At 33.3% G+C, this 22051-nt stretch carries 25 protein-coding genes and 1 pseudogene; 8 read left to right on the top strand and 18 right to left on the bottom strand.

All coding sequences use genetic code 11. The features are described 5' to 3' along the window. Window positions 1-2: 2 nt before the first annotated feature. The 4 genes from QO200_RS01825 to QO200_RS01810 are packed head-to-tail and all read left to right on the top strand — an operon-like array spanning window position 3 to window position 3187. A complete protein-coding gene (locus tag QO200_RS01825) occupies window positions 3-1007 on the top strand; it encodes a Kelch repeat-containing protein (RefSeq protein ID WP_371535630.1) in 1005 nt (334 codons plus the stop codon). Next, complete coding sequence (locus QO200_RS01820) at window positions 994-1353, top strand: DUF4907 domain-containing protein (RefSeq protein WP_371535980.1); 360 nt, start codon at window positions 994-996, stop codon at window positions 1351-1353. The genes QO200_RS01825 and QO200_RS01820 overlap by 14 nt, the downstream gene beginning before the upstream one ends. After that, entirely contained in the window at window positions 1354-2427 is a 1074-nt protein-coding gene (locus tag QO200_RS01815) for a sensor histidine kinase (RefSeq protein ID WP_371535627.1), read from the top strand. 46 nt (window positions 2428-2473) lie between these two features. Continuing rightward, a complete protein-coding gene (locus QO200_RS01810; protein WP_371535625.1) occupies window positions 2474-3187 on the top strand; it encodes a LytR/AlgR family response regulator transcription factor in 714 nt (237 codons plus the stop codon). A gap of 11 nt (window positions 3188-3198) precedes the next feature. Here the strand turns inward: QO200_RS01810 and QO200_RS01805 are convergent, their stop codons facing one another. Beyond that, a complete protein-coding gene (locus tag QO200_RS01805; RefSeq protein WP_371535623.1) occupies window positions 3199-3714 on the bottom strand; it encodes a gamma carbonic anhydrase family protein in 516 nt (171 codons plus the stop codon). Window positions 3715-3726: 12 nt separating this feature from the next. Continuing rightward, complete coding sequence (locus tag QO200_RS01800; protein WP_371535620.1) at window positions 3727-4725, bottom strand: type IX secretion system membrane protein PorP/SprF; 999 nt, start codon at window positions 4723-4725, stop codon at window positions 3727-3729. A gap of 159 nt (window positions 4726-4884) precedes the next feature. On the opposite strand from QO200_RS01800, the gene QO200_RS01795 reads away from it, so the two are divergent. The 3 genes from QO200_RS01795 (at window position 4885) to QO200_RS01785 (ending at window position 7385) form a co-directional block, all read left to right on the top strand. Further along, window positions 4885-5784 carry a NifU family protein gene (locus tag QO200_RS01795; RefSeq protein WP_371535618.1) on the top strand — a complete coding sequence of 300 codons (900 nt, stop codon included), beginning with the start codon at window positions 4885-4887 and terminating at the stop codon, window positions 5782-5784. A 128-nt stretch (window positions 5785-5912) separates the two neighbouring features. Beyond that, window positions 5913-6113 (top strand): dodecin family protein, encoded by a 201-nt coding sequence (locus QO200_RS01790; RefSeq protein ID WP_371535616.1) that lies wholly within the window; start codon window positions 5913-5915, stop codon window positions 6111-6113. Between the two features lie 444 nt (window positions 6114-6557). Next, window positions 6558-7385 carry a mechanosensitive ion channel family protein gene (locus QO200_RS01785; protein ID WP_371535614.1) on the top strand — a complete coding sequence of 276 codons (828 nt, stop codon included), beginning with the start codon at window positions 6558-6560 and terminating at the stop codon, window positions 7383-7385. Window positions 7386-7388: 3 nt separating this feature from the next. Here the strand turns inward: QO200_RS01785 and tsaB are convergent, their stop codons facing one another. The 4 genes and pseudogenes from tsaB to QO200_RS01765 form a co-directional block, all read right to left on the bottom strand. Then, entirely contained in the window at window positions 7389-8063 is a 675-nt protein-coding gene (gene tsaB, locus QO200_RS01780) for a tRNA (adenosine(37)-N6)-threonylcarbamoyltransferase complex dimerization subunit type 1 TsaB (RefSeq protein WP_371535612.1), read from the bottom strand. A gap of 58 nt (window positions 8064-8121) precedes the next feature. Next, entirely contained in the window at window positions 8122-9420 is a 1299-nt protein-coding gene (locus tag QO200_RS01775) for an efflux RND transporter periplasmic adaptor subunit (protein ID WP_371535610.1), read from the bottom strand. 6 nt (window positions 9421-9426) lie between these two features. Beyond that, a complete protein-coding gene (locus tag QO200_RS01770) occupies window positions 9427-10797 on the bottom strand; it encodes a TolC family protein (RefSeq protein WP_371535608.1) in 1371 nt (456 codons plus the stop codon). Between the two features lie 218 nt (window positions 10798-11015). Beyond that, window positions 11016-11114, bottom strand: a pseudogene (locus tag QO200_RS01765) (ATP-binding cassette domain-containing protein); the annotation flags it as partial. Between the two features lie 233 nt (window positions 11115-11347). Between QO200_RS01765 and QO200_RS01760 the strand changes: the two are divergent. Continuing rightward, on the top strand, window positions 11348-12757 hold the full coding sequence (locus QO200_RS01760; RefSeq protein WP_371535606.1) for a DUF4403 family protein: 1410 nt from the start codon (window positions 11348-11350) through the stop codon (window positions 12755-12757). Window positions 12758-12769: 12 nt separating this feature from the next. On the opposite strand, the gene QO200_RS01755 is transcribed toward QO200_RS01760, so the two are convergent. From QO200_RS01755 to gcvH, 12 genes are all read right to left on the bottom strand, one after another. Continuing rightward, the gene (locus tag QO200_RS01755; RefSeq protein ID WP_371535604.1) at window positions 12770-12997 is read right to left on the bottom strand and encodes a hypothetical protein; all 228 of its coding nucleotides are present in this window, start codon (window positions 12995-12997) and stop codon (window positions 12770-12772) included. A gap of 34 nt (window positions 12998-13031) precedes the next feature. Next, window positions 13032-13574: a DUF420 domain-containing protein gene (locus QO200_RS01750; protein ID WP_371535602.1), complete on the bottom strand. Its 543-nt coding sequence runs from the start codon at window positions 13572-13574 to the stop codon at window positions 13032-13034. A 5-nt stretch (window positions 13575-13579) separates the two neighbouring features. After that, window positions 13580-14266 (bottom strand): SCO family protein, encoded by a 687-nt coding sequence (locus QO200_RS01745; protein WP_371535601.1) that lies wholly within the window; start codon window positions 14264-14266, stop codon window positions 13580-13582. A 10-nt stretch (window positions 14267-14276) separates the two neighbouring features. Further along, window positions 14277-14918, bottom strand: a complete 642-nt coding sequence (locus QO200_RS01740; protein WP_371535598.1) for a hypothetical protein — start codon at window positions 14916-14918, stop codon at window positions 14277-14279. Window positions 14919-15007: 89 nt separating this feature from the next. Further along, complete coding sequence (locus QO200_RS01735; RefSeq protein ID WP_371535595.1) at window positions 15008-15364, bottom strand: cytochrome C oxidase subunit IV family protein; 357 nt, start codon at window positions 15362-15364, stop codon at window positions 15008-15010. An 18-nt stretch (window positions 15365-15382) separates the two neighbouring features. Further along, window positions 15383-16411, bottom strand: coding sequence for a cytochrome c oxidase subunit 3 (locus QO200_RS01730; RefSeq protein WP_371535593.1), 1029 nt, complete (start codon window positions 16409-16411; stop codon window positions 15383-15385). 42 nt (window positions 16412-16453) lie between these two features. After that, a complete protein-coding gene (locus QO200_RS01725; protein ID WP_371535591.1) occupies window positions 16454-17041 on the bottom strand; it encodes a heme-copper oxidase subunit III in 588 nt (195 codons plus the stop codon). Window positions 17042-17043: 2 nt separating this feature from the next. Next, window positions 17044-17946 carry a heme o synthase gene (cyoE, locus tag QO200_RS01720; protein WP_371535978.1) on the bottom strand — a complete coding sequence of 301 codons (903 nt, stop codon included), beginning with the start codon at window positions 17944-17946 and terminating at the stop codon, window positions 17044-17046. Between the two features lie 173 nt (window positions 17947-18119). Then, on the bottom strand, window positions 18120-20237 hold the full coding sequence (locus tag QO200_RS01715; RefSeq protein ID WP_371535588.1) for a gliding motility protein RemB: 2118 nt from the start codon (window positions 20235-20237) through the stop codon (window positions 18120-18122). A gap of 19 nt (window positions 20238-20256) precedes the next feature. Next, the gene (gene deoC, locus QO200_RS01710) at window positions 20257-21000 is read right to left on the bottom strand and encodes a deoxyribose-phosphate aldolase (protein WP_371535587.1); all 744 of its coding nucleotides are present in this window, start codon (window positions 20998-21000) and stop codon (window positions 20257-20259) included. Between the two features lie 249 nt (window positions 21001-21249). Continuing rightward, window positions 21250-21633: a VanZ family protein gene (locus QO200_RS01705; RefSeq protein WP_371535584.1), complete on the bottom strand. Its 384-nt coding sequence runs from the start codon at window positions 21631-21633 to the stop codon at window positions 21250-21252. Further along, entirely contained in the window at window positions 21626-22006 is a 381-nt protein-coding gene (gene gcvH / locus QO200_RS01700; protein WP_371535581.1) for a glycine cleavage system protein GcvH, read from the bottom strand. The genes QO200_RS01705 and gcvH overlap by 8 nt, the downstream gene beginning before the upstream one ends. Window positions 22007-22051: the final 45 nt, after the last annotated feature.

The raw sequence follows: 22051 nt of genomic DNA, 5'->3' as shown, positions 1-22051 counted from the left end.
ATATGAATATTTTAAGAAAAGGAATGATAATGTCTACTCTCATCATGGGATTAGTCTTGGTTAGCTGCAGTAACGATGAAGATACTGACTTAGTTGGAAACTGGGTAAAAAAATCATCTTTTGATGGTCCAGCAAGATCAAGTGCTACGAGTTTTGTGATTGGAAGTTATGCTTATGTAACTACAGGATACACAGGTGACGAATATTTAAAAGACCTTTGGGCTTACAATTCTGATGGTGATTATTGGGAACAAAAAGCAGATTTCAACGGTGTAGGACGAAGTGCTGCTTCAGGGTTTGAATTAGATTCAAAAGGATACATCGGGCTAGGTTACGATGGAACTAATAAATTAAACGATTTCTACGAATACGATCCAATAGCTAATACTTGGACCCGAAAAGCTGACTTCGCAGGAACAGCACGTTACTCTGCTGTAGGGTTTCAAGCGGGTGGAAAAGCATATTTTGGAACTGGATATGATGGAAATTATTTAAAAGACTTTTATCAATACAGCCCAACGTCGAATACCTGGACCTTAGTAAATGGTTTTAGCGGAAACAAAAGACGAGGAGCTACTACATTTGTAATCGATGACAAAGTTTATCTAGGATTAGGAGTAAATAGCGGTACTTACCAAGTTGATTTTTGGATGTTTGATCCAGCAACAGATACCTGGACAAGAAAAAGAGACATCGATCAAGACGATGATGATGACTACTCATACAACGATGATTACGTAATTGTAAGATCTAACGCAACAGGTTTTTCAATGAATGGATACGGTTACATAGGATGTGGAGAAAGTACAAGATCAATTTGGGAATACAATCCTTCTGATGATGTCTGGGAAGAAAAAACTTCACTTGAAGGTTCTGCAAGAACAGATGCTACAGGATTTGCAATTAACGAGCGTGGGTTTATTTTATTAGGAAGAACTGGCTCTTCCTATTTTGATGATTCATGGGAATTTAAACCATTTGACGAACAAAGTGATGACGATAATTAATTCAACTAAAAAATTCTTCTGGACTACCATCCAGAAGAATTTATCCTATAAATCAATAATAACAAAGCTACTTTTAGTTTGTTTCTTTTTATTTATATCTTGCAAAAAAAATGAAGCACTAAATCTAGCTTCTATAAAAACACAAAATGGTTGGGGTTATGTGATCACATTAAAAGAAAAGATAATCATAAAACAAACTGTAATTCCTGTTATTTCTGAAAATAAAAGTTTCAAAACCGAGGAAGATGCGCTTAAAGTAGGTCAATTAGTTTTAGATAAATTGAATTCAAATTTATCACCTACAGTAACAAAAAAAGACCTCCTTTTATTATCTATAAAAACATAAATGACCTTAAACGAAATTAAAAGCACCGAAAAGAACAGCATACTAATTCATTCTTTAGTATGGTGCTTTTTTATTTTTTCTTCATTACTTCAATTTTACGAAAGTCCTTTCTACATAACCTCTGATTTTTTTATTCAATGGGGAACAGGAATCGTACTATTTTACCTTAATTATTTTTATTTTGTTCCTAGATTGCTTTTGCAAAAAAAATACGGTTACTATTTATTGATAGTACTTTTGATTATTACTGTATTTATGGCTTTTCGAATGACCTATACAATTTCTGAATTTCGAGAAATGCCACGTCCAATAAATACAGGAAATAAACCAATGCGCTTAGCCCCACATTTTGGAGGTAAAAGACCAATTATTTTTAGACTGTTACCAGCTGTTTTCTATATATTCATACTAGCCTGCAGTATCGTAATAAAAACATTATCTGAGATTTATACAAGTCAACAAAACAAACTAGTAGCAGAGAGCCATAGAACTTCGGCAGAATTAAATTATTTAAGGAAACAGACAAACCCTCATTTTTTGTTTAATGCACTAAATAGTATATACTCCTTAGCTTATAAAAAATCAGATCTCGTTCCTGACGCCATTGTTACCCTATCAGAAATGATGCGATACATGCTTTATGAAACGGATAACAAATCGGTTTTTCTTGAAAAAGAATTAAACTACATTCAAAATTATATTGAACTGCAAAAACTTCGGCTGAGTAATATTGAAAATATTTTCATAAACATTCACGGAGACACAAAAAACAAGCATATTGAACCTTTATTATTAATTACATTTGTAGAAAACGCCTTTAAATACGGAACCGACTATAAAGGTGTAACTTACGTTAAAATTAAAATTACCATAGAAGGAAACACATTGGACTTTTGGATTGAAAATCGGATTGAAAACCATATTAAGGATCCTGAAAATTCAGGTATTGGCATGACCAATATGGAAAACCGTCTTAATCTCCTATACCCAAATGCACACAAGTTGACAATTATCGAAACAAATGATAAATACAGTCTCCATTTAAACTTAAAATTAGATCAAATAAAAGAATAAAAGCAATGCTTATTACAAGAAGTATTCACCGTTAAAATTAAAAAAAATGAAATGTGTTATTATAGATGACGAACCATTAGCTGTTGATTTAATAAAAGAATTTGTTAGTAAAGTGGAAACACTTGAACTAATCAACACTTTTAATAATGCTATTGACGCACTAGCGGTAATCAATAATATTAATGTCGATTTAATTTTTTTAGACATTGAAATGCCTCTTTTTTCTGGTATTGATTTTATAAATGCATTAGATAAAAAACCGCTTATAATATTTACGACTGCTTATTCTAATTATGCCGTAGAAGGATTTAACTTAGGTGCAGTTGATTACTTGGTAAAACCAATCCCTTTTCATAGATTCCTAAAATCTGTTTTACGTGCACAACAAATTTTTAGTCCACAAACTTCAACTATCCCTACAACCTTAATTTCCACTCCTGAGATCGAGCAAGACTTTATGTTTGTAAGAGCTGAATATGAAAATGTCAAGCTTAATTTTGCCGATATTTTATATATTGAAGGACTTAAAGATTATGTTAAAATTCACACTACAGATAATAAATATACATTGACTCTTATTAGTCTTATAAAACTCGAAAACTTACTTTCTTCTAAAGGGTTTTCAAGAGTCCACAGGTCTTATATCATTAATATAAAACACATTAAGTCAATTCAAAAAAATAAAACCATAATTGGCGAAAAAAGGATTCCTATTAGTGAAAGTTATAAAAGCTCCTTTTTCGAAAAGATTAACTTATAATTAAATAACTACTACTCGTCTTTGAACCAACCAGAATACATTACATAATTATTCGAAATACGTTCGATCTCACCTGCAAAATCTGATTGATCGATGTCTTTTACTTTTCTGGCAGGAACTCCAGCCCAAATTGTCCCAGATTCAACCGTTGTGTTTTGAGTTACAACAGCACCGGCGGCTATAATGGAATTACTCTCAATGGTACAATTGTCCATTACTATTGCTCCCATCCCTATTAATACATTGTCTTTAATGACACAACCGTGAACGATTGCATTGTGACCAATAGACACATTGTTACCTATAATTGTAGGATGTTTTTTATAGGTACAATGAATAACTGCTCCGTCTTGAATATTTACCTTATTCCCTATTTTAATAAAATTTACGTCTCCTCTAATAACGGCATTAAACCAAACGCTACAAGATTCTCCAAAACTTACATCTCCAACAATAGTAGCATTTTCAGCCACATAACAATCCTCAGGTATAAGAGGTGACTTTCCGTTTACAGATTTTATTAACATAAAGTATCTAATTTAATTAATAGCAGGACAGTTGCATTCGTATTTCACAGGTTTGCAAAATAAATTGATACCCAGTGTTATCTGGTGATAGCCTCCGTCATCAAATTTGACAGCTCCAGATACATGTGAATAGGTATAAGCAAACATAAAGTTGTTAAAGTTCACTCCAACTATAGGAGTGATGTATTGTAGTTTTTGTGAATTCACACTACTTCCTCGAGTGTATTCAGCGCCATCAAAACTTCTTCGGTAAGATAAACCTCCCCAAAGCGTTCCGAAATCCATATTTTTATAAGCCTTCATGTTTAAATCGATTGACTTCTCTTGTGTTTTTTCAACTAGTTGAAATAGAATTGAAGGTTCAAATAATATTCTATTCTTATCTCCAAAAATGTAACCCGCACTCAATAAATATTTTCGTAAATTATCACTCTCGTATTCCGTATAAATATCTCTTCTGGTTTCAATTGCGTTTTTCACGGTCCCATGAGCATAAAAATCCAAATAATTATAAGATGCTCCAATATCTACATTAAAATAAGAGTCTTTTTGCACTATAGTACCGTCAATAATAGGATCAAAGTCTCCCGATTGCAAAAAACTGGTTTCATCTAATTGACTCTGAATCAAACCTGCACTAATACCAAATGACAATTGATTTAAATCAATATCGTCCCTGGAAAACATAAGATGATAAGCATACGTAAGTTTCATCCCTTTTTGAGAATGGTACCCATTTTTATCATTGAAAAGAATAATTCCTGCTCCCGCTTTTTCGCTTACTCTTCCGTTAAAACTAACCGTTTGAAGTTCTGGCGCATCCTCTTGACCAAACCACTGTTTTCGCGCAGTTAGCCTTATTTTTGCACAATTTGCAGCTCCCGCCATAGAAGGATGAATCAAATAATAATTATCTGACAAATAATCAGAATAGACCGCTATACCTTCTTGCGAGAAAGAATACGATGATATAAAGAAAAGAAAGACTAAAAATTTTATTCTGATATACATTGAAAGACTGTTAAATAAAAAATGAATAGTAATGCGTTTGAAAAAACGAAATGAAATAAACCTTAAAAATTAAAATAAAGTTAATTTATTCATTAATAAATCAAATATAGTTAATCGTAGAAAATAACTTTACTAAATTTGTAAAAATTTATAAATATCATGACAAACGTTACCATAAAAGAAACACAAAATCCAACTATATTTAAATTTGAATTTGAAGATTTCATTACTCAAAATGAAAGTTTTGAATTCAAAAACATAGACGAAGCAAAATCATCACCTCTTGCACAGCAATTGTTTTACTTACCCTTTGTAAAAACGGTATATATCTCTGGTAATTTCATCGCCATAGAAAAGTACAACATTGTAGAATGGGACGACGTTAAAGATGCCGTAGCAGAGCAAATAAACACTTTTGTTAACAATGGAGGAACAATCATAACAATCGAAGAAAACAAAACAAAAAAACAGCCTATAACAGTTTATGGAGAAACAACTCCTAACCCGGCTGCATTAAAATTTGTTGTAAGTCGCATGTTGACAAAAAACGCAATCGAATTTAAAAATATCGATGACACTGCTGCTTCTCCCCTAGCAAAAGAATTGTTTAAATTTCCTTATGTGAAAGAAGTATTTATCGATGAAAATTATATTTCTGTGACTAAATACGAAGTCAATAACTGGGAAGAAATAACTTTAGAAATAAGAAGTTTCATTAAACAATTTATTGAAAATGGAGGAATTGTCCTTGATGAAACACTGCTTGTTGCTACTGACAAAAAAGAAAAAAACAATACAGAGGAATTTGATAATCTGGATGTCACTTCACAACAGATCATCAATATACTTGAAGAATACGTGAAACCAGCCGTAGCAGCTGATGGAGGAAACATTGTATTTGATTCTTATAATGAAAAAGATAAAATTGTAAAAGTAATACTTCAAGGTGCTTGTAGCGGTTGTCCATCTTCAACATTTACGCTAAAATCTGGTATTGAAAACATGCTGAAAAGCATGCTAAATGACGAAAAAATTCAAGTGGAAGCAGTAAACGCATAAATGGCTCAGCCTTTACAAAATATCGCAACTTACTGACAACGTATCATTTAAATAAAAGTAATCCTTTTTTTAAAGCGTTTTTTCGAAAATAATTACTAAATTTAAGTTCACCTTAAAAATTAGAAATTATGTCAGTATTAAAAGTTATTGAATTACTTGCCAGCTCTACGGTTAGTTGGGAGGATGCGTCACAAAAAGCGATTAGTAAAGCTTCAAAATCGTTGAAAAATATAAAGTCGATTTATATTAAAAATCAAAGTGCCGCTGTAGTTGAAGGTAAAATCTCCGAATATAGGGTTACTCTTAAAGTTACCTTTGAGCTTGAATAGTTCAAACTGAAAAAGTAAAAAAAGCGTTTCGTAAGAGACGCTTTTTTTTTATAAATAATACTTTTGACAAAGTATATCAAAGGCAAGCAACTCCCTTCCTGCTTCTCACTCACATTATAAATCAACTTTAACTACTGAATATCAAGCAAAAGAAGTCGTTAGTGACTATGCTAAGGAAGCTAGCGATATGTTAGGAATCTATGTTAACACAGTAAAGGAAAACAACGCTAAATCCACAAAGAAAACAGGAGATTTCATCAACGAAAATACAAAATCTGATTCTGATATACCAAAGACTAAAAGCGCCCTAAAAAACAACAGTCTTTCAAAATAATTTTGAAACAGAATTGAAGAAGATGCTGATTAGTCATTTAATAATAATTCGTATTTTTGCAACACAAACACAAACCTTCTCTCTAGAGAGGGTTTTTTATTAGCTTAGAAATGTATATAGACCCAAAACACCTTACTGATTACGTCAGTAACTTCATAAAAGTTTTTATTGAATACTCGCCAAATCTAATTTCAGCATCTCTTATTTTATTTGTGGGGCTTTATACTATACGAATCATAAATAGACTCATCAGAAGAATAATGATCAAGAGGAAACTAGACCCTACTTTGACAAAATTTCTAGCTGACATTCTACTCTGGGTCTTAAGAGTATTATTGTTTGTGACATTTATATCAAAATTAGGAATAGAAACCTCTTCTTTTGTGGCCATTCTTGGTGCAATGGGACTAGCGGTAGGATTGTCGCTTCAAGGTTCGCTTTCAAATTTTGCAGGAGGAATGCTAATTATACTTTTTAAACCATTTAAAGTAGGGCATACAATAGAAGGTCAAGGAGTTTTAGGTACCGTTATGGAGATTCAAATTTTTGTAACCAAGCTATCTACTCCAAACAACCAAACCGTATTTATTCCAAATGGCATTCTATCTAACGGAACTATTACCAATTATTCTCTTGAAAAATTCAGAAGAGCTGATTTAACCTTTGCCATTTCTTATGATTCAGACATTAAAAAAGCTAAAGATTTGATTATGTTTATTTTAGAAGATAACCCAAAAGTACTTCAGACCCCAAAACCAGAAGTCTTTGTAAAAAATCTAACAGATAGCGCTATTGAGTTAGCAGTACGCCCTTGGGCAAACAGTGCAGATTTTGGTGCTGTTTTCACTGAAACTTTAGAAAACTGCAAAACAGCTTTTGATGCAGCAGGAATAGTAATACAGCCTTACATTAAAGAAATGTCTAAAGCTTCAAACTAATTACTACACTTGTTTTTTTGGAGTAGTTACCATAAAATCTTTAAGATAAAAAGGTTCAAAATAAGCGACATCTACCGTGTCGCTTATCCCATACTTTTCGAAACTAAGAACACTCATTTCATTTGAGGATGGATATTTAATTTCTTCTAGGAAAGTAAAATTTCCTTTTGCCAAGACAGTTTGCGCTTTCTCTGCACAATCTCCAACAAAATAAACAGGCCCTTCTAAATCTTCAAATGAATTTTCAGTTAAAATTTCAGCTTGAGTTTCTCTTTTTCTTTCTAATTCTGAAGTAAATATTGCGCTATACACTTCCATTCTTCTCGCATCAATCATCGGAATAATCAATCCATCAGAAACGGTCGCCTGAGCCGCCAATGTTTGCAAAGTATCTATTGCTATCAAGGGAATACCTAATGCATAACAAAAGCCTTTAGCAGCAGACACACCGATACGAAGTCCGGTATAAGATCCCGGACCTTGACTCACCGCAATGGCAGATAAGTCTTTATATACAATTCCTGCTTCTTTTAGACTCGCTTCAATAAACACATGCAATCGTTCAGCATGCGAGTAACCCTCTTCTGCAATTTCATTACAGATAAGGGTCTCTCCATTTTTAGCAATTGTTACCGAACAATTTTTAGTTGACGTTTCGATGTTAAGAATATAGGTCAATACTTTTTTTTTTAGGATCCAAATTATTTATTGGCAAAAGTACAAATCTAAACTAAAACTATTTGCTTTTTTCTTTATCGTTTTCTGATTTCACATATACCTTATCACCGGAATTTAACTCTTTAGAAACAGTGGTATATGGTCCTATAATCACAACATCTCCTTTTTTAATACCACTCTTCACTTCAATATTCGTATCATCTTGAATTCCAGTTTTAATAACGCGTATTTTAGCTTTACCTCCCACCTTCACAAAAACACATTCGAATTTTTTGTCACTCTTAGGCGCTACATCTTTAGCGTCCGAAGGTTCCAATGTTTTTACATCACTAACTGCTGCCGTATCTGATTTTACAACTACAGCACTTATTGGCACTGCCAATATATTCTTCTTTGTTTTAGTAATAATATCGACAGTTGCGGTCATTCCAGGTCTAAAAGGAGAATAAGCCGCTGGTTTCCCTTCTAATAAATCCAGATAAGACTCTTTCACTATTCTAACTTTTACTTTAAAATTAGTTACTTGATCTGCCGTTAATGCCGAACTAGCTGAATTAGAAATACTAGTAACAATACCTTTAAATTGTTTTTTCAAATAAGCATCTACTTCTACCTTAGCGGCATCACCTACTTTTATTTTTACGATATCATTTTCGTTTACATCTACTTCAACTTCCATGTTGTTCAAGTTCGCTACTCTCAAAATCTCTGTCCCTGTCATTTGTTGCGTCCCTAAAACTCTTTCACCCAATTCTACATTAAGCATCGAAATAGTTCCATCTGCAGGAGCATAAATTATGGTTCTTCCTAAGTTATCCTGAGCTTCATTTACAGAAGCCGAAGCACTTTTTACACTAAAATAAGCAGATTCTTTTGTGGCTTTAGCTACTTCAAAAGAAGCAATTGACTTATCCCAATCTGATTTAGAAATAATCCCTTTTTGGAATAACCCTTTATTTCTTTCATAGCTTGATTTAGCTTCTTTAAACTGAGCTTCAGCCTGTGTCAGCCCCGCTTTTGATCCAGATAAACCAGCAATTGTTCTATTTAGACTAGACGTATATAAATCTGGATTTATCTTAACCAATAAATCGCCTTTTTTCACAACTTGCCCTTCTATAACAGGCAGTGAAATAATCTCCCCAGAAACCATAGAGGAAATCTTAACCTCAATTTCGGGTTGTATTTTACCAGTTGCAGAAACAGTTTCAATAATCGTTGTGGCATTTACGATGGCTGATTCAACCTCCTTACCTTTATCTTCATTTCCAATAACTCCAGTTTTTGAAAGTATAATTAATAAGGCAATAATACCAATGGCACCGCCTATTAAGAGATAAATTGTTTTCTTTGACATAATTTATTAATTTTTAATGATTGGAATTCCAAAATAGAATTCTAGTATTTTGATTTTGAATATATAATCGTATTTAGTCCTAAGCACATCAGATTGCGCAGTGGAAAGTAAGGTTTGAGATTGATTTAAATCAAAAGAATTCATCAAGCCAACATCAAATTTTTCTTTAGCATAATGATACGCTTCCTGTCTAGACTCTAATGCTACTATAGCTGATTGGTGAGCATTTAAAGCCCCTTTAGCATCTGTAAATGCAGTATAAACATTTCTTTCTAAATCTAAATCTTGTTGTTCTACTGCAATTTTAGATTTCTCCAAGCTCACCTGTGAACGCTCTACATTATTCCTAGCTGAAAATCCATTAAACACAGGAATCGATAATTGCGCCCCAAACGACTGTCCTCTATTATCTCCGAACTGCGTAAAGAATGGCGGAGGTGACTGCGTTCCTATCACATTCCCAGTATCATTCCTCAATGCTATATCAGCATACGAAATTCGAGTACTGTAGTTATAGAATCCTTTTAAAGTTGGTAGTAATGCTCCTTTTGCAATAGCTACATTTTTCTCAGCTATTTCCAAATTAGTTTGGGCTATTTTCAACTCCGTTCTTTGTTCCTTCGCTTTATCATAAATAGCGCTTGGAGATTGTAACAGTATGCTATTTTCATCTTTCGCCTCCGTATCATCCGCAATATCAAAATCCAGAAAATTATCCAGTTGTAATAATTGTGCTAAACTTAGCTTAGAAATCAACAAAGAATTCTCAGCTGTGATTACTTTTTGATTGTCAGATGCCAAAGTAGCTTTTACGTCTAGCAAGTCCCCTTTAGGTATTGTCCCCGCATTTACTAATTCTTTAGAACGAACTAACTGTTTTTCATTAATACTCAGCTGCTCTGCTTGTACCTTTAAATTTTCCTTGTTAAAAAGTATCTGCAAAAAAGCATTGGCAACATTAAGCGCTACATCCTCCTGCATTTTTAACAATTGGTATTTAGCACCCACTATATAGAGATTTGCTCTTCGGAGTGCGTTTTGGTTCTGCAAACCTTTGTAGATATCAATTCCAACATTTGCTCCAGCGGAAGTAAACTGCGTTGTTTGGTTTTGCAATAGTCCTGTTGTAATATCTTGATTTAAACCAATATTCCATGAATGAGAGGCATTAGCATTTAGTGACGGAAGAAAACTCCCTATCGCACCTCTTTTATCAATCGTAGACGTTTTAATATCTAATTCCGTTTGTTTGATTGAAATATTATGCTCTAACGCATAATTTACACACTCCGTTAATGTCCACTTTTTAGATTGTGCCTGGGAAGACATCCCAAAGACAAGCATTAAAACGAAAGGTATCCAGCTATTTTTTTTCATATATTTAGAATCGACGTGTAACAAATATACTACACTAATTTAACATTTATCTATAAACAAAAAATCTTTTTGTTGTCACTTTACTCTTCTGAATCTACGTTTTTCAAGCCTTGATTCTAAACTTTAATTTTATCAGAAGTCTTAAGACCACTTTTCACCTGAACGTAAATTCCATCGCTAACACCTAACTCAATGTTTTGCATTTCAAAAACCTGATTGCCTAGAATATTTAAAAGTGTTGATTTTCCTGAACCAAACGAGCCCATAATAGCGACATGTTCTCCTTCTTGCATGTTAAAGTTAATGCCTTTTAACACATGTAGCTCAGAACTACCGTCTTATCATGACTTATGTACCTATCTAATTTCAATCATTCTTACACTTAATTTAAATACAATTTTTATTATTTAGCAAAAGAAATTCTAATAATACAAAGTTAATAGATGACTTTCTTTCCATTCATAGGTAAGACAGTAATTAAACAGAAACGTTACAGTTTAAATCAAAAATATATTTCTTTTCCTATTTTTGTAATCTAAAATGAACCAAAATGAACAAACCTTTATTGCTGCTAATTATATCATTATCTTTAGCTTTATTCTCAAGCTGCTCTCCATCTCAGAAAATATCGTCTTTGAAACCAGAACCAGATGATGCCAGCCCTTTGGTTTACGACAACACACCCTCATTTATTTCTTTACCTATTACAATCAAACTGAAAGACATTGAGAACCAGACAAACTCACTTTTAAACGGATTAATCTACGAAGACAATAATATTGAAGATGACGATATCGAAATGCAAGTATGGAAACTAGCCCCAATCTCTATCGAAAGTACCAACGAGAAATCAGGAAACAGAATCAAAACCACCTTGCCTCTAAAAGTTTTAGTTAAATACAGAATCGGAACAAAAACACTGGGAACTGAATTTTACAAAACTCAGGAATTTAATCTAAATGGAGTAGTTACATTAACAAGTGAAGTACGCTTGAATAATTGGAAACTAAATACTAAAACAGAACTGAGCTCTTTAGACTGGAACGAAAGCCCAACCATGACTGTTTTTGGAAAAAACATGCCAGTTACTTATTTAATCAACCCAGGAATAAAATTATTCAAATCTAAAATAGAACAGAAAATTGATGAAGCAGTAGAAAAATCAATGGACTTTAAGCCAAATGTATTAACAGCCTTAGAAAAAATATGCATGCCATTTCAAATGAATGAGGACTATGAAAGCTGGTTAAGAATTGTTCCTTTAGAAATCTACACTACTGCCTCAAAACTAAAGAAGGATCAGTTTTCACTGCAAATGGGAATGAAGTGCAATATGGAAACGCTGATAGGGCAAAAACCCGAATCAAAGTTTGACGCGAACAAAATCATTCTGAAACCTGTAACAAAAATTCCAAATCAAGTTTCTGCTAATATTGTTGCCGTCTCCACATACAATGATGCTTCTAAAATAATGAAGAAAAATTTCGCAGGACAAGAGTTTGAGTCTGGAGGTAAAAAAGTAAAAGTACAGGAAGTCGAGATATGGCACAAAAACGGCAAAATGGTTATTGCTTTAGAGTTAACAGGATCTTTAAACGGAAAAATATATTTATCTGGCTTTCCTCAATATGACGACAAGTCTAAAGAAGTATATTTTGATGAACTAGATTATGTTCTAGACACAAAAAACAAACTAATGCGAACTGCTAATTGGCTTGCACAAGGATTAGTTCTTCGAAAAATAAAAGAGAATTGTCGCTACTCAATCCAAACTAATTTAAATGACGGTAAAAAGACTATGATGTCTTATCTGAAAAACTATTCCCCTTTACCAGGTGTTTTTATAAACGGAAAGATGGAAGACATACAATTCCAAAAAGTGCAATTGACAAACAATGCGATAATTGCTTTCATCAAAGTGCATGGTGAAATTAACATTTCCATTGACGGACTAAAATAGCAGCGATTTGCCTTAGTCCGTATTTTTATTTTTTCTCATGCGATATACGGCATAACCAATTCCCGCTACTAGAACGTATGGAATTGCCATTAGGTAGACGATACCGTCATTAACCGCCTGTGCCTGAACATTATTCTCTTTACCTCCTAACGCTGCCCTACACATCGCACATTGCGCGCCAACATTTAGAGAAAAAAAGAAAGAAACGATAAAAAATAGTATTGTAATTCTCTTTTTCATAACCCTTTTTTCCTGTTTTTTATTTCCTACTATTCTATCTGACATAGTAAGGCGAAATCATTAAATAAACGACAACACCAGTAACAGCAACATACAGCCAGATAGGAAAAGTAATGCGAGCTATTTTTTTATGCTTGTCAAACACTTGAGCCCAAGCTCTAACATACGTAATCAAAACTAAAGGAATAATTATAATTGACAATATGATGTGTGTCACTAGTATAAAATAATAAACATACTTAATAATGCCTTCTCCACCAAATTTGGTAGAATCAGAAGTCATATGATAAGCAACATACATTACAAGAAAAGCCACAGACAAAGCGATAGCGCTTGTCATCAATGATTCGTGGAGCTTTCTATTACCGTTCTTAATTGCAACAACAGCAGCAATTAATAAAATAGCCGTAATACCATTTGTAGTGGCATAAATACGAGGTAAAAAAGAAAGAGGTTCCACATTGTAACCAAAATCTTTTAGTTTCACTCCAAAAAGAAACGCAACTGCAACCGGTATTATGATGGATACTGCTATAATCCATTTATTATATTTCTGCTCTAATTTTTGTTCTTTCATCTTATTTATTCTTCTAATAAAATACTAATATCCTGTTGAATATCTCTAACACCTTTTTTATCCAGTCCATCATAATATAAGATAGGATTTCCAAAATCATCCTTTCTACAACGGATATTTCCATTTTTATCAATTAAAGCAAATAAACCAGAATGCTCAAAGCCTCCGTCTACCTTACTATTTTCGCCTGCATAAAGATTAAAACCTTTATTAGCTAAATCAAATATATAACCCCTCTCACCGGTCAAAAAGTTCCAGTTTGATGATTTAACCCCTAATAACTTAGCGTGCTCTTTCAAGACTTCAGGAGTGTCATGTTTAGGATCTATCGTAATAGACACAATTCCGAAGTTAGGGTTACCAAAAAATTTCTTCTCAATCAACAACATACTTTGATTCATCTTTGGGCAAATAGAAGGACATGTGGTAAAGAAAAACTCTAAGACGTATACTTTCCCCTTATAAGTTTCATTTGTAATCTTCACGTTATCTTGATTCACTAATTCAAATTTTGGAGCAGGACCTATTTTGATTAATTTACCATCAACTACATCTGTAGCTTCAACTTTGTCTAAACGATCTCCCTTTACAATTTCATTATTCTGAATTCGGGATATTATTTTAGGAATCGCATATATTCCAAAAACAAGAATAATAAATGAAATTCCGATATAAGATTTATTTTTGAACATATAACTTAATTTAAAGTTGCTTTGTAGCGTTGTGATTTTTCTTAAGTGCTGCACGATATTCATAAAGAATCACTTTAAAGTCATCTAACATTTCATTACTCAATTCAGAAGGGTGAAAAGTATTATAACCTTCTTTATACTCTTTAACCTTCTTTCTTCCTCTAAGATTTCTCGCTTTGTCAAGAATATAAACATCTGGCGTTCCAGAACGGCTATCTAATTTCCCCACTAATTTCAATTGATCATAATAGGTATTAATCTCTTGTGGAGTGGCAAACAAAAAATGCCATTGAGACACATCTGTAAACTCGTCTAAAGCATCCATAATAGTCCTGACATCGTCTTCTGTACCCAAAGGGCATAGCATTACAAATTGCAGATCTTTAAAAGTATGGTAACGTTGGTATATTTTTTCATTCAGATTGAAAAGATTACCACGGTTCTCTAAGAGATTAGAACCGCCAAAACCTAAAATAGTAATTTTATTGTCTAACGAAACTTTTTTTCCGTCCAAAGACTGCCAATCTCCGAAATCCCTAACCGTAGGTGTAATTATAGGCAATTTAGTAAAACCATTTACCCCGGATGCAAAAAAAAGGTAAGCCACTATAGGCAATATAAAAAGAACAAAAAGAACGATATTTTTTTTCATTATAATGAAGGTGTCATTTAGGGTACAAAAATAAAATAAAAAAGGGCATCCGCCGCGACGGATACCCTTTTTTTTGAATTAATATATTGTTAAAAATTCCATTTAATGGTCGAATCTTTAAAAACCCCATATATATAATTACCTTCTGTCAAAAGAATGAAAAGTAAATATAAAATTAAAAATACTACCGGTAGCACAACTGCATTTCTTAAAGAGCTTTTTTCACCTTCCATGTGCATGAACGCATAAACGATATAGTAAGCTTTGTATAGTGTAAGAGCATAAAAAATCCAGTTTAACAAACTCAACCCTAAGAAGTAACTTAAGTGCAACGCATCTGGTTTAAATATACCCAAAATTACTTCAATGATAGTAACCATAGACAATATTCCGAAAACTTTCCAGATTCTACTGGTATTTGAAACATATTCGTGTTCGTGTGACATAATAATAATTTTTGAAAATTAAACTAGATAGAAAACTGTAAATACAAATACCCAAACTAAATCGACAAAGTGCCAGTATAAACCAACTTTTTCGACCATTTCATAACTACCTCTTTTCTCGTAAGTTCCAAGAAGTACATTAAAAAATATAATGATATTGATAATCACACCTGATAAAACGTGGAATCCGTGAAATCCTGTTATAAAGAAAAAGAAATCAGCAAATAACTTACTACCATATTCATTTCTAACCAAGTTTGCACCTTCAACAACATGAGCAGCTTGAACTAATCTTAACTCAGATTCTTCTCTTGTTAAAACCGTCTTATGTTTAAATTTACTTAAATCATGATTGATCTTCGTATCAACTTTAGTTTCTGGAGTTGCTTCATAAATAACCTCAGTTCTAATTAGAAGATCTGGATGCGCTTTAAATCCTGCTTGTACTTCTGCAATAGAGTAAGTCGGCAAAGCAGGCTCACTCATGAACCACTTTCCTTTATTTCTTGTCAATTGTTCTCTTTCTACTGGCAAGGTTGCAGCAAAATCAGCAAGCGCAACACGATGCCCCTCTTTGTCAACAAACTGAAGCAAACTACCTCCTTTTGTTTCAATAGCACCATATTCTCCTTTGATAAAGTTATTCCATTCCCAAGCTTGCGATCCCACAAAGATTCCACCACCTATGATGGTTAAGAACATATAAAGAACAACCTTGTCTTTTTTCATTTGATGACCTGCGTCAACAGCCAAAACCATTGTTACAGATGAAAAAATCAAAATAAAAGTCATTAATGCGACATAATACATAGGCGCAGATACACCGTGCATAAATGGAAAGTGAGTAAACACTTCATCGGCCAATGGCCACGTCTCAATAAATTTAAATCTAGAAAAACCATAAGCTGCTAAAAACGCCGAGAACGTTAAGGCATCTGACACGATAAAAAACCACATCATTAATTTACCATAACTTGCTCCCATTGGCTCATTGCCGCCTCCCCAAGTTTTTTCTTCCTTATTCCCAGTAGTAACTGTCGATCCCATAAAAGTTATTCGTTAAAAAGTTCCCAAATTTACGTTTTTTTCTTATTTAAAGAAATATAAAAATACAAATAAATAAATCCACAAGAAATCAAGAAAGTGCCAGTACATTGCACCTAGTTCTATTCCAAGAGTTTGACTCGAATTGTATTTTTGTTTAAAATGATTATAAATTATAATTAGCAGCGAAATCAACCCACCTGCAAGATGAATTAAATGCACAACGGTAACAACATAAAGAAATGTAGTCGTAATCGAACTCTCGCTTCCCGTAAAATAATACCCTTGTCGCACTATCTGATCGAAGCCTACAAACTGCAAAACCACAAACAATATTCCTAACGCTAAAGTAGCAAAAAGAAATGTAGTAGTCGCACTTTTATTGTCTTTTTGAATCGATTTTTTAGCCAAATGAAATGTAATACTACATCCTATTATGACAATAGTACTGAAATAAAAGGCCGTTGGTAATTCAAAATCTTTCAACCAATCCACTCTTGACTTACTTACTACAAACGCACTAGTAAGCCCTGCAAACATCATGGTCATGCTGACCATAGCAAACAACAAAATCAATTTGTATGATCTCGCCGTTCTCGATTTATACTCGTCTCTCGTCATTGTAACTTCCATAATTATCTCAAAAATTTATCAATTATATACACTAATTGCAATAAAGTAATATACGCAACACTAACCAGCATTAACGTTTTAGCTGCTTTTGCGGTTCTTAACTTATAAAGTTTTACTGCATAAGACAACATCCATACTCCCAATAGAAAAACGGCTGCTGCTGCCACGGGAGATATAAACAACTTACCAGTATACCCTAACGAAGGCAACAATGAGGCTATAACAAGCCATATCGTATATAGAATAACCTGCAAAGCAGTACCCTTATCTTTCTTCCCTGTTGGCAACATAAAAAATCCTGCTTTTTCATAGTCTTGATACAAAAACCAACCAATTGCCCAAAAATGAGGGAATTGCCAAAAAAACTGAATCAAGAATAAAGTCCCCGCTTCGATGCCGAAATCACCTGTAGCCGCAACCCATCCTAACATAAATGGAATAGCCCCAGGAAAAGCACCAACAAAAACAGACAATGACGTCATCGTTTTTAAAGGAGTGTAAATACTTGTATATAGAAATATAGAAATCGCACCAAACATTGCTGTTTTAGGATTGATCATATATAATAATGAAATTCCAATTATGGTAAGCAAGCTCGCTACAACTAAAGCGGAGAAAGACGACATTCTTCCCGAAGGAACCGGACGGTTTTTAGTTCTGTCCATCAAAGCGTCTAAATCCTTCTCAATCACCTGATTAAAAGCATTTGAAGCTCCCACCATACAATAGCCTCCAACTGCTAGCATTAGCAATACAGACCACTGAAAAGGGTGTTCACTATCAAAACCCAAAAAATATCCTGCAATTGAGGAAAACAAAACACTTATAGCCAATCCCGCTTTCGTGATTTCTTTAAAATCCAGAAAAACTCTTTTAAGAGAAAATGTATTTGACGTACTATTCAAGGCGGTATTCATTAGGTTTTTTAAAACTGCTGCAAAGGTACAACTTACAGATAGAAATTAGAATGAAGAATTTAGATTTTTTTTAAAGTAATCTTAACATCAAAAGACACTGCTAATTAATTCCCAAACAAAAGATCTTTTTTTTGAGTTAACACGCTTAGAACAACCTTTTTCTAATAATCAAAATACCAATTAAAAACGTCAACACGCAATCCAAATGTAAACCAATTCGTACTCTCGCTGAATGTAGTCGCTGTATTCTGTGTAGGGTTAAAGCTTCTATAAATATAACTACCAAAAATTTTTAGATTAGTAGTTGGGTTTACTAAATACCCTCCCTGAATATCGGCGATAAAAAGAGACGTTTTATTTCCCTGCCCTACTTTTACTCCGCTATCAAATGGTCGTTTTTCATCATAATCTTTATAGATATTCGCCCCATAATTAAAACCATCATCATTAGTATCAAAATCCAAGCCGCGGGTACCCACAGTAATTTTTGCATCAGCAAAGTACCTGTCTTTATGATAGCGCGCAATGGCTATAAATTCTTTAAAATTCCCACCCCATTGATGTCCCATACTTTGATTATTGTGTCCATAATTTGTAATAGGATCGCTATGAGAATACATATAAGGACGAACGTGATTGTATTCAAGCTGCAATAGTAAATTATCGACCTGAAATGCATCATAGTATTTAACTCCCAATTGATACCCGTATTTATTTTTCCAACTATTATCACCACTTCTAATATCTCCCAGAGAAAATTCATCTAATAAAAATTGACCGTAGACATTAATCTTATCGCTCCACTTATACTTATATGTCAATCCTAAAAGCGCATTCCCCGTTCTGGACGAAGACGTAAACTCAACTGATCTGTAAAATATAATCGGATTAACAAAGCTCGCATCAAACCCTCTATCATTTGTATTAGTCCAAATAACAGATTCGAAGAAACCAAGATTTAATCTATTCGAAATATTCCAACTCAAATAATGATTTGCCATGAACTTAGTCGCATAGGTTCTTTCTAGAGTAACATCAGGACGAACGTCTTTTAGCCACATGTACGTATTAGTATATTTTATCTTCCAGAAATTAGTATTAATTTTAAAATAAGGATACGGACTTGCTCCATCACCTTCCATCAACGAGCGGTATCCATCTCCGATAAAATTCCTTCCGTACCCCAATTGCAAATCAATATATTTATTTGCCGAAAAGGTTAAGTTAGCTTCCGCCAAAGGAAAATCATAAGAATCAGTTTTAAAATCCTTGGCAATTCCTATCCCTGGAATAATTGCCGGATTACCCCCTGCTGGTTTTATCGATTCAGCGTACCTATTGAAATAATCAGCAAAACGTCCTTGGCTTTCAAACACAGTTGTCGAAAAATTAAGTTTATCACCAAGACCTCCTCTAAAATTGATTGCTCGGGTATTGACGTACGTATAAGAAACGTCGCTATTAGAAGCTTTACCCACTTGTAAATCTAATATTGGATTTAATGATAACCAATAGCCGTCTCCTTGAATTTCAACTGCATTTTCATTCCACAACTTTTTAGCCCACCAACTAGAAACATTTTTCTTAAGCTTTTCATTTACCGCTTTAATATCATAATACTTTGATACCTCAGCATAAGTAAAAGGTTTTGAAGCTGTATGATTATTACTCCCTACACGGTTTAAAGCGCCGTCAAATTGTGCATAATAACTATGTGAGAAAGAAATGTTTAAATGACTATCATACTCCGGATTATTGTATTTCTTGTAAACAATACTATCTAATTCAGTTAACTGCTTTTTACTACTTTGAATTACTCCGGCACGAGCCAACGCTTCAGAATTTCTTGTTTCATTACTTTTCAAAGGAATTGAAATAGTAATATTATATTTTGAATAAACGGACTTACCATTGTATGTTGAAGGAGTAATTGCAGGGAATTTTGCAAAAACTCTCTTTGCTTCCTTTATTAATTCCTCATCAATCGCGTTTACATAAATGACCTTAAAAATACCTGTTGCATTTACCTCAAAAAGAACTTTTACAGTTCCTTCAAAATTATTTTTCACCAAGTGTTCAGGAACAACAAAGTTTTGAAAAACAAAATCTTGAACTTCATTATAAAAACAACTTTCCAACTCTTTACGCTCTAAATTTTCACAACTTGAAAAAACAGGAAAACGCTCAGGCGAAAAATTTGACTCTAATAAATCTCGATCTTGCGAATAGGTAAAAAATGAAAGAAATGATAAAAATAAAGTTAGCAAACTTTTTTTCATATTGATTTTGATTGTAAAATTAGTATCCAATGTTTGTATTCTCGCCGTTTGCAATTGCTTTTGCTCCAGACGTCCCTATTCGCTTCACTCCTAATTTGATCATTTCGACTGCATCCTCATACGTCCTAACCCCTCCTGCCGCTTTAACAGGAAGTGGAGTCGCATTTTCTAACATTAAAATAATCGACGCAATAGTAGCTCCATTGGGTAGATTATTTTCAGTTTTATAAAATCCAGTTGAAGATTTTACAAATACAGAAGCAAAATCATCTTCCTTAAAATTAGACATTACAACAATCTTTATCAAAGCTGTCAATTGAATAATTTGTTTATCATTCAAAGCAGCGACTTCGATAATCCATTTTACCACTTTACTATTTTCTAAACCCAATTGAGTTCCTTTCAAAATCTCTTCTTTAACCAAATCTATTTCGTCATTCTTAAACGCCTCATAATTACAGACAAAATCTAGATCATCTGCTCCATCTTGAATTGCGTTTTCTGCCTCCAATAACTTATCAGCAACAGCGGATCTCCCTTCCGGAAAATCAATAACAGTACCTATTTGTAAATTCGAATCAGCATCAGAAACCATTTGTTTAGCCAGCGAAACCATATTCGGCCGAATCATGATCAATTTGAATTGTTCATCTATAGCTTCTTGAATAAAGCCTTTAACTACTTTTACATAATTCACTTCATCAAGTCCTGCCTGTTCTGCAGTTTTCAAATAAGTCGAATCTAAATATTTTTTGATGTTCATTCTTCTACTGGATTAACGATAAGTAATTGCTTTAAAGATTGCAAAAATACATATTAAATTGGCATTAGTCTGATAGATATACTTACTTTTAATAGCAAAGCACACTACCAACTCTAACTGAATTTTTGGACATCCAAAATAATGATTGCCTAAAACTATCCAAATCTGATGAAAATTAATTTATAAAGCAAAAAGAATTACGGCTTTAAAACAAAAAAATCCCACCGAAGTGGGATTATACTATTAGAGTCAGATTTTACTTAACCGCCTATTTTTAAAATATATAACTAGTAAAAAGACTGCTAATGCTGCTCCTGCCATATTTGCAAGAACATCTAACGCATCCTCTTTTCTCGTTGTAGTATATTGCCCTTGTAAAATTTCAATTGTAACTCCAAAAAGGACAGAGAACAAAAATGAAATAACATAAGGCTTATAACTATTAGAGTTTTTTATTTGTGTTTTAAAAAACAAAATCCAAAGCGATGTGAATACAAAATGAAAGAAAGCGTGAACTACCTTATCCAGATTTTCAATATTTACCGTAGGGAGCTTGTCTGATTGAACTAGACAAAGAAAAAGAACAACGCCTGTCCATAATAAAGCAAACCAAAATACTATTCTTTTAAGCACCTATTAGTTCTTTGTAAGCTTCATTTGAAAGCAAAGAATCGTAATCCGCAACATTTGAAACTTTAATTTTTATCATCCATCCAGCTCCATAAGGATCTGCATTTACAGCTTCCGGAGTGCTTTCTAAAGTATCATTGAATTCAATAATTTCTCCCGCTAACGGTAAGAATAAATCAGATACTGTTTTAACAGCCTCTACAGTACCAAAAACCTCGTCTTTTTCTAAAGTCTGGTCTAGAGTTTCCACTTCAACATAAACGATATCTCCTAACTCTTTTTGAGCGAAATGTGTGATTCCTACAGTTGCAACATCACCTTCTAAACTAACCCATTCGTGATCTTTAGTATACTTTAATTCTGCTGGTATATTCATAATAAATACGTGTTGATAATTGATAATTGAATTATTGTTCCGCAA

It is taken from the genome of Flavobacterium sp. Arc3, from assembly GCF_041431375.1.
In the GTDB taxonomy this organism is placed as follows: Bacteria; Bacteroidota; Bacteroidia; order Flavobacteriales; family Flavobacteriaceae; genus Flavobacterium.
Note: the sequence above shows the minus strand (reverse complement) of the source record. Positions and strands in the feature narration are given on the sequence as shown.